Origin of the sequence: Streptomyces sp. NPDC059582 (genome assembly GCF_042735715.1) — a bacterium.
Classification (GTDB): domain Bacteria; phylum Actinomycetota; class Actinomycetes; order Streptomycetales; family Streptomycetaceae; genus Streptomyces.
This window is the reverse complement of record NZ_JBHWCC010000110.1, coordinates 1-8,208: the sequence shown is the minus strand read 5'-3', so window position 1 is coordinate 8,208 and position 8,208 is coordinate 1. Positions and strand designations below refer to the sequence as shown.

9 protein-coding genes and 1 rRNA gene are annotated in these 8,208 nt (G+C 68.8%); all 10 read right to left on the bottom strand.

What is annotated here, in order from left to right; genetic code table 11:
* Positions 1–92: 92 nt before the first annotated feature.
* The gene (locus ACFV0T_RS41975; protein ID WP_385790796.1) at positions 93–1,151 is read right to left on the bottom strand and encodes a lysophospholipid acyltransferase family protein; all 1,059 of its coding nucleotides are present in this window, start codon (positions 1,149–1,151) and stop codon (positions 93–95) included.
* A 14-nt stretch (positions 1,152–1,165) separates the two neighbouring features.
* The gene (locus ACFV0T_RS41970) at positions 1,166–2,227 is read right to left on the bottom strand and encodes an NAD-dependent epimerase/dehydratase family protein (protein ID WP_385790794.1); all 1,062 of its coding nucleotides are present in this window, start codon (positions 2,225–2,227) and stop codon (positions 1,166–1,168) included.
* Between the two features lie 245 nt (positions 2,228–2,472).
* Positions 2,473–2,571 carry a 30S ribosomal protein bS22 gene (locus tag ACFV0T_RS41965; protein WP_003948845.1) on the bottom strand — a complete coding sequence of 33 codons (99 nt, stop codon included), beginning with the start codon at positions 2,569–2,571 and terminating at the stop codon, positions 2,473–2,475.
* A gap of 131 nt (positions 2,572–2,702) precedes the next feature.
* Positions 2,703–2,912 (bottom strand): helix-turn-helix domain-containing protein, encoded by a 210-nt coding sequence (locus ACFV0T_RS41960; protein ID WP_093781815.1) that lies wholly within the window; start codon positions 2,910–2,912, stop codon positions 2,703–2,705.
* 129 nt (positions 2,913–3,041) lie between these two features.
* Complete coding sequence (locus ACFV0T_RS41955) at positions 3,042–3,857, bottom strand: phosphatase (RefSeq protein ID WP_385790798.1); 816 nt, start codon at positions 3,855–3,857, stop codon at positions 3,042–3,044.
* Positions 3,858–4,175: 318 nt separating this feature from the next.
* Positions 4,176–5,348 carry an acetoin utilization protein AcuC gene (locus ACFV0T_RS41950; protein WP_385790792.1) on the bottom strand — a complete coding sequence of 391 codons (1,173 nt, stop codon included), beginning with the start codon at positions 5,346–5,348 and terminating at the stop codon, positions 4,176–4,178.
* Positions 5,299–6,516, bottom strand: a complete 1,218-nt coding sequence (locus ACFV0T_RS41945; RefSeq protein WP_385790790.1) for an MFS transporter — start codon at positions 6,514–6,516, stop codon at positions 5,299–5,301. Before ACFV0T_RS41945 ends, ACFV0T_RS41950 begins: the two co-directional genes overlap by 50 nt.
* A 66-nt stretch (positions 6,517–6,582) precedes the next feature.
* The gene (locus ACFV0T_RS41940; protein ID WP_385790789.1) at positions 6,583–7,332 is read right to left on the bottom strand and encodes a VC0807 family protein; all 750 of its coding nucleotides are present in this window, start codon (positions 7,330–7,332) and stop codon (positions 6,583–6,585) included.
* 92 nt (positions 7,333–7,424) lie between these two features.
* The gene (locus ACFV0T_RS41935; protein WP_385790787.1) at positions 7,425–8,069 is read right to left on the bottom strand and encodes an HAD family hydrolase; all 645 of its coding nucleotides are present in this window, start codon (positions 8,067–8,069) and stop codon (positions 7,425–7,427) included.
* A 62-nt stretch (positions 8,070–8,131) separates the two neighbouring features.
* Positions 8,132–8,208 (bottom strand): 5S ribosomal RNA (rrf, locus tag ACFV0T_RS41930); the annotation flags it as partial.

The following is an 8,208-nucleotide window of genomic DNA, read 5'->3' as shown; positions in this document are numbered from 1 at the left end:
CCCTTCTCGGGAAGGGCGCCCCCATCGCCGTACACCGGCGTCTGTCGGGTCGCTCGGATGAACTCCGCACAGACGAAGAACTCCGAACAGACTCAGAAGAACACCGACCGGCGCTGCACCAGCAGCTTGTACAGCGTGTGCTGGATCTGCTCCCTGACCTGGTCGGTCAGGTTGAACATCAGCATCGGATCCTCGGCCGCCTCCGGCGGATAGCCGTCCGTGGGGATCGGCTCACCGAACTGGATCGTCCACTTCGTCGGCAGCGGGACCGCGCCCAGCGGGCCCAGCCACGGAAAGGTCGGCGTGAGCGGGAAGTACGGGAAACCCAGCAGCCGGGCCAGCGTCTTGGCGTTGCCGATCATCGGGTAGATCTCCTCCGCCCCGACGATCGAGCACGGGATGATCGGCGTGCCCTGCCGCAGCGCCGTGGAGACGAAGCCGCCGCGGCCGAAGCGCTGGAGCTTGTAGCGCTCGCCGAAGGGCTTGCCGATGCCCTTGAAGCCCTCCGGCATCACCCCGACCACCTCGCCCTGGGCGAGCAGCCGTTCGGCGTCCTCGGCGCAGGCGAGGGTGTGACCGAGCTTGCGGGCCAGCTCGTTGACCACCGGGAGCACGAAGACCAGGTCGGCGGCGAGCAGCCGCAGATGCCGGCCCGCCGGATGGTGGTCGTGCACGGCGACCTGCATCATCAGGCCGTCCAGCGGAAGCGTGCCGGAGTGGTTGGCGACGATCAGGGCACCGCCGTCGGCCGGGATGTTCTCGATGCCCTTCACCTCGACCCGGAAGTACTTCTCGTACAGCGGCCGCAGCAGCGACATCAGGACCTGGTCGGTGAGCTCCTCGTCGTAACCGAAGTCGTCGATCTCGTAGTCGCCGGTGAGACGGCGGCGCAGGAAGGCCAGCCCGCTCGCCACCCGGCGCTCCAGGCCCCCCTCGGCATGGTCCTGCGGCTTACGGAGCGGCTTTTCCTCAGGCGTCACGGGAACATCATCCTGTGCCACCGACGCGGTGGGCAGGGGCTGGACCTCACGGACCAGGCCCGCCTCGGCGCCCTTGCGCCGGCTGCCCACGCCCCGGCGTCGCGGCGGCCGCTGCACGGCGCTCCCCCGGGACCGGTCGTCGTCGAACGGAATGACCTTGGCGTCCGCCATTGTTGGTGCGCTCCTCAGTTGGCGCTCGGCGTCGGGGTGTGACCGCTGCCCGCGACGGGCAGCGCCGCGATCCGGTCGACGGCCCCCGCGAGGGCCTCCGGCGGCAGCAGTCCGGGTCCGTGACTGCGGGCGAAGTCCGCGAAGGTCTCCGCGGTCGTGTACTTCGGCGTGAATCCCAGCGTCTCGCGCATCTGGTCGGTCGACACGACCCTGCCGTGGGTGAGCAGCCGGATCTGCTCGGGCGAGAAGTCCGTCATGCCCAGCGTACGCACCAGGGAGCCCGCCCAGGTGACCGCCGGCAGCAGCAGCGGCACCGTGGGACGGCCGAGCCGCCGGGAACACTGGGACAGCAACAGGACGCCGTCTCCCGCGATGTTGAAGGTGCCGCTGTTGAGCGTGCCGCGGGCCGGCTCGTGCGAGGCGATCCGCAGCACCTCGATCACATCGTCCTCGTGCGCGAACTGCAACCGCGGGTCGTAGCCGAACACGGTGGGCAGCACCGGCAGCGAGAAGTACGAGACGAGCGGCGTCTCCGCGGTCGGGCCGAGGATGTTGGCGAACCGCAGCACACAGACGGCCACATCGGGCCGCCGCCGCGCGAAGCCCCGTACGTACCCCTCGACCTCCACCGTGTCCTTCGCGAAGCCGCCGCTGGGCAGCGACTTGGGCGGGGTCGTCTCGGTGAAGACGGCCGGGTCGCGGGGAGCGGACCCGTAGACGTTCGTGCTGGACTTCACGACCAGCCGCTTGACCGTCGGGGACTTCTGACAGGCACCGAGCAGCTGCATGGTGCCGATGACGTTGGTCTCCTTGACCGTGGTCCTGCTGCCGCTGCCGAGCGCGGTGGCCGTGACATCCATGTGGACGACCGTGTCGGCGTTCGTCTCGGCGAGCACTCGCGCTATGGCGGGCTGCCGGATGTCGGCCCGGATGAAGTCGGCGCCGCCCAGATGGTGCTCGGGCGCGACGGCGTCCACGGCGATGACCCGATCCACCTGTGGGTCACGCTGGATGCGCCGTACGAACCGGCCTCCCAGTTGACGGGCCACACCGGTCACGAGCACGACCTTGCCCAAGATCAGCGCCTTCCTTCCAGAGCTCGTACCCTGCCCAGACCTCGTACCCTGCCGCGTTCCCCGTCTGCGGCCAACCTAGCGGGTCGATGTTGCGCTGTGATGACCCCCCGATGCACGAAGTGACGGCAAGTGTCGCGAAACAGCGGTTCCCGATACCCGTTCCTGATACCGGTTTCGCGGATATGACTGTGGCCCCCCACCGATGCGGTGGGGGGCCACAGTGTCACGCTCTCGCGACGCGTCGCCTACTTCTTGTTGCGACGCTGAACGCGCGTGCGCTTGAGCAGCTTGCGGTGCTTCTTCTTGGCCATCCGCTTGCGCCGCTTCTTGATAACAGAGCCCACGACTACCCTCGCTCACTTCTCATCACTCGGTGCTGGGCGCCATGGGCCCATACGACCTACGAGGGGCTAGCCTACCCGCCCGAGCGCTGAGGTCGTAATCGAGGTGTTCCGGACTGTTCCCGGAATCGCCGTCAGGCCGTCTCCACCCCCACATAGCTCTCGCGAAGGTACTCGTGAACCGCTTGCTCCGGGACTCGGAAGGACCTCCCCACCCGGATCGCGGGCAGATGACCGCTGTGCACCAACCGGTACACGGTCATCTTCGACACTCGCATCACCGAGGCGACTTCCGCCACGGTAAGGAACTGAACCTCGTTCAGAGGCCTCTCGCCAGCTGCCATGACACACCTGAACCTTCCGCACTCGACGGCCACCGGCTTCCCCTTCCGGTGACTCTTCGTCGTTGCGTGCTCACTCCCCAGACTAGGGGCGGGTGATGCGAGTGGGGAAGAGGTGCACCCATCGGCGGCCTACTGTGACAGACACGCTCGATTGAGTACGTAGCGGGTAAGCGGACGGTAGTAATCGGATCGCACGGCGTCATCAAGTGGAACGGCCACGGACACGGACCCTTCGGCCTCCCCCACGAAGAGCGCGGGGTCGTCGGTATCGGCCAGCCCGATCACCTCGAACCCCAGCTGACCTGCCCCGCAGACCCAGCCGTGGTCCCCGATGACCAACTCCGGCAGGGGCCCGCCGGCCTCGGCCGCCCCGGCCAGAACGGTACGAACCGGGAGCGGCGAGTGCGTGTGTGCGCCGGGCTCACAACCGGGGTGTTCGACGCCGGGTTCCCGTACGAGCGCGACACCCTGTACGTAGTCGAGGTTGTACGTGCGTAGACCGAACCGGGTCGTTATGTCGACACAGCGACCCTTCGCTGGGGTGATGACGGTACATCCGGCCGCCGACAGCGCGTCCGCAAGAGCGACGTAGAACCCGAGCAGCCGATGCGGATGCCCGGTGCCGAGAAGCACGGGGGCACTGCGCAGAGCGACCGCCGCGAGCCGATCCGCGAAGGCGTCGAGAGCGGCCAGCGTCCGCTCCGGGTCGATCACATCATGACCGGAGACACATCCGGGGTCGGCGGAAACCCCACACTTGTCCGCCATCAACTCGATCAGGTCCCGCTGTGACCAAGACCATTCGGGATCGAGCCCGATCAGCACGCGAGGGTCACGAGCCGCGAACAACCGATAGCTCCGCAGACTCTCCTCACGGGAGGTGGCCACGGGCCCGGCCAGCCGCGCCGCCAACAGATGGGCCCGCAGAGCCCCAACGCTCAACACGAAAGCGATGCTGACGGACCCACCCGCCCCCCACCCGCAAAACCCCCGGACACCCCACACTTGGCCTAACCCCACCCACCAAAAGGGTCCCGGAAGGCGACGCGGGAAACTACGCGACCAACCACACCAGACCCCACCAGGGGCGCGGGGAACTGCGCGACCAACCACACGCGACTCAACCAGGGGCGCGGGGAACTGCGCGACCAACCACACCAGACCCGCAGACGAACAACCACCCCTCAATCAGGGGCGCGGGGAACTGCGCAATCCCCCAGCGGACCCGCACACCATCAACCACCCCCGCGGAAGCGCAACGCGCTACGCCAACAACCCCCGCAACGGAAACACCGCCCGCCGCGCAGCCAACACCGCCTGATCGAGCCGATCCGCAGGGTCGTACCCCGCATCCCACGCGGCCCACGACACCGGCCACCGCCCATCAGTCATCCGCATCGGCGCCAACTCCCGCGTACGAGCGAAAACTTCCTGCCGCCACCCCTCCGGAATCACCGTCTCGGGAGCGATCTCCCGCCCCGCCGCGATGCCCACCAGATGCGTCCACGACCGCGGCACGACCTCCACCACCGCGTACCCGCCCCCGCCCAGCGCGACCCACCGCCCGTCGGCGTACTCGTGCGCCAGCTCGTGGCACGCCACCTGCACGGCCCGCTGCGCGTCCAGCGACACGGCGAGATGCGCCAGCGGATCCTCGAAATGCGTGTCGGCCCCGTGCTGCGACACCAGCACCTGCGGCCGGAAGTCCGCGAGCAGCTCCGGTACGACCGCGTGGAACGCCCGCAGCCACCCCGCGTCCCCGGTCCCGGCCGGCAGCGCCACATTGACCGCCGACCCCTCGGCGACGTCCGCCCCCGTCTCCTGGGGCCACCCCGTCTGCGGGAACAGCGTCCGCGGATGCTCGTGCAGCGAGATCGTCAGTACCCGCGGGTCCTCCCAGAACGCCGCCTGCACACCGTCGCCGTGATGCACGTCCACATCCACGTACGCGACCCGCTCGGCACCCAGCTCCAGCAGCCGCGCGATCGCCAGCGCCGCGTCGTTGTAGATGCAGAATCCCGACGCGGCCCCGGGCATCGCATGGTGCAGCCCGCCCGCGAAGTTCACCGCGTGCAGCGCGTCCCCGCGCCAGACGGCCTCCGCCGCACCCACCGACTGCCCGGCGATGAGCGCCGACACCTCGTGCATCCCGGCGAAGGCGGGATCGTCCATCGTCCCCAGCCCGTACGACGCGTCCGCCGCCGCGGGATCCGCCGACGCGGCCTTCACCGCCTCGATGTAGTCCTGCCGGTGCACGAGCCGCAGCGTCGACTCCCCGGCCGCCTTCGCCGCCACCACGTCGACGTCCTTGTCGAGCCCGAAGGCGTCGACCAGTCTCCGGGTCAGCGCGAGCCGGACCGGATCCATCGGATGGTCCGGACCGAAGTCATAGCCCGTTACTGCCTCGTCCCACATCAGCTGTGCGCGGCCGCTCATGCCCGCCACCGTATCGGTCCGGTTGAGCGGCGAACGACTTGGCGTACACCAACGTCACCAGCACCAACACCAGCGGTACGAGCATCGCCCCGCGGTAGCTCCAGGCGTCCCCGATCGCCCCCACCAACGGCGAACCGATCAGGAAACCGACGTAGTTGAAGATGTTCAGCCGTGCGATCGCCGCGTCCGACGCCCCCGGGAACAGCCGCCCCGCGGCCGCGAACGTCTGCGGCACCAGCACGCACAGTCCCAGCCCCAACAGGGTGAACCCGAGCATCCCGACCCACGCCCCGGGCGCCCCGGCCACCACGGCGAACCCGACCGCCGCCACCAGCGCCCCCAGCCGTACGACCGCCGCGGCCCCGAATCGCCGCACCCCGAAGTCCCCGATCGCCCGCCCCAGCAGCGTGGTCACCATGTACACGTTGTAGGGAACGGTCGCCATCTGCTCCGAACTGCCCAGCACGTCCTGGAGGTACTTCGCACTCCAGTTGGAGACGGTCGAGTCCCCGATGTACGCGAAGGTCATCACCAGGCACAGCGGAAGCAGCAGCTTGAAGACCAGACCCCCGCCGGCACCCGCGCCGCCCCCCTCGTCCACAGGCCCGGAGTCCCCGTCGACGTACCACCGGCTCCCGACCAGCGCGGCCGGCAACAGCACCGCCACGACCGGCAGATACGACACCCACAGCGCCAGGTGCCAGTGCGCTCCCATCCAGGCCAGCGAGGCGCCGACGATCCCGCCGAGGCTGTATACGGCATGGAAACTGAGCATGATGCTGCGCCCGTACGTCCGCTGGAGGCTCACCCCGAGCATGTTCATCGACGCGTCGAGCGCACCCACCGCGAGCCCGAACGCGGCCAGCGCGATCCCCAGCTCGACCATCGTCTCCCCGGCCCCGACCCCGAGCAGTGCCAGCAGCACGACGGGCTGGGACCAGCGCAGCAGCAGACTCGGCGGTATTCGCTTCACCAGCTGTTCGGTCGTCACACTGCCCACACCGGCCAGGATCGGCACCGCGGCGAGGAAGGCGGGCAGCAACCCGTCGGAGACGCCGTACCGGTCCTGGATGGCCGGGATGCGCGTCACGAGCAGGGCGAAGGCGGCGCCCTGGGCGAAGAAGCTGAACGCCAACGAGGCCCTACCGCGCCGCAGCACATCTGTCATGGCGGCGAGCGTAGGGCCCCGGGCTACCTGTGGGTAGATCAGGCCAAAGATGAATTTCCCTCAGCTTTACCGCGCGGCGGCCACGGCGGGTACGGCGGTGAGGGGAGCGGCGGAAGCGCCGGCCGGGACCGGGAGGGTCGCCACCGCGCCCTCGGACTTGGTCTCGACGATCACCATGTGCGCCATACGGCCGGCGGCCAGGGCGCCACTGAGCAGGAACCCCAGGACCATCGAGACGATCATGATCACGGTACCGAGCCAGACCATGGTGTCCACGGGCAGCGTGTACGCACCCACGACCCGCACGACGCACTCGGCGAGCAGCACCACACCCCACACGAGCGAGAAGACCCGCTCGGCCCGCCGGAAGGCCGCAGACCCCGCCTGGAGCCGCGCCCAGGCGGCCTCGCGCCCGGCGTCGCCCTTCACCAGCCAGGGCTTCATGCCGTCGGTCATCATCGGCTTGCCCAACGCCACGGAGACCAGGATGCCGATCCCGATGACGCTGCTGACTCCGCTGTCCTTGGCGAGCATCAGTCGGGGGTCACCGGCGACGAAACTCAGCAGCAGCGTCACGACATTGACGCAGAGGATCAGCGCGGCGAACGCGTTGACCCGCCGCTGCCTGACCACGCCCCACGTCGTGCGCACGGCCGGCGCCACGCTGCTCAGGCCGAGCGCCATCAGCGTGCTCATCCCGAGCGCGTCCTTCAGCAGGTAGTACGACCCGATGGGCACCGCCACGTCCACGAGGAGCGGCGCGAAGTTGGCGGCCTTGCTCTGGCTCTGGCTCTGGCTCTCGGTGTTCGTCGTCATGCCCTCAGCTTCCCGCCCCGACCCGCTCCGCCAGTAGGAACGATCGTCCGGAGCTCGGCATGACAAATGTCAGTGCGCCACGCTGCCCCCGGTCATACCAGCAGGTCAGCCAACTCCGCCGGACTGGCGAAGAGTCGGGTGGCCCCCGCCAGCCGCTCAGCGGGCGTCATGGCCGTGAACCCGTACACGTCCATCCCCGCCGCGACGGCCGCCTGGACGCCGAGGGGACTGTCCTCGATCACCACACACTTCTCCGGCGCGAACCCCATCCGCTCGGCCGCGTACAGGAACAGGTCAGGCGCCGGCTTACCCCGTCCGACGTCCTGTGAGCTGAACACCCTGTCCTCGTCGAACCAGCGGTCGAGCCCGGTCGTGCGATGCCCCACCCGGATCCGCTCATGGCTTCCCGACGACGCGACACAGTAGGGGACACCGTCCGCCGCCAGCTTCCCCAGCACGTCGACGACACCGGGTACGGGCTTGAGCTCCCGTTCAAAGGCGGCGAACACCCGTGCGTGGAACACGTCGTCGAAGTCCGTGGGCAGTCGCCGGCCCGTGCGCTCCTGGACGAGGTCGTGGATCCGGTGCATCGCGGACCCCATGTAGTCACGGATGGAGTCCTCGTACGAGGTGGGATGCCCGAGCTCGGTCAGATAGGCGGCCAACAGCCGGTTGGAGATCGGCTCACTGTCGACGAGGACGCCGTCATTGTCGAAGATAACCAGGTCATAGCGCATGACCCTGAGCCTAAACGCAGAAAACCCCCGTGCCGAATGGCACGGGGGTTTTCTCACAATTTGTTCGGCGGCGTCCTACTCTCCCACAGGGTCCCCCCTGCAGTACCATCGGCGCTGTAAGGCTTAGCTTCCGGGTTCG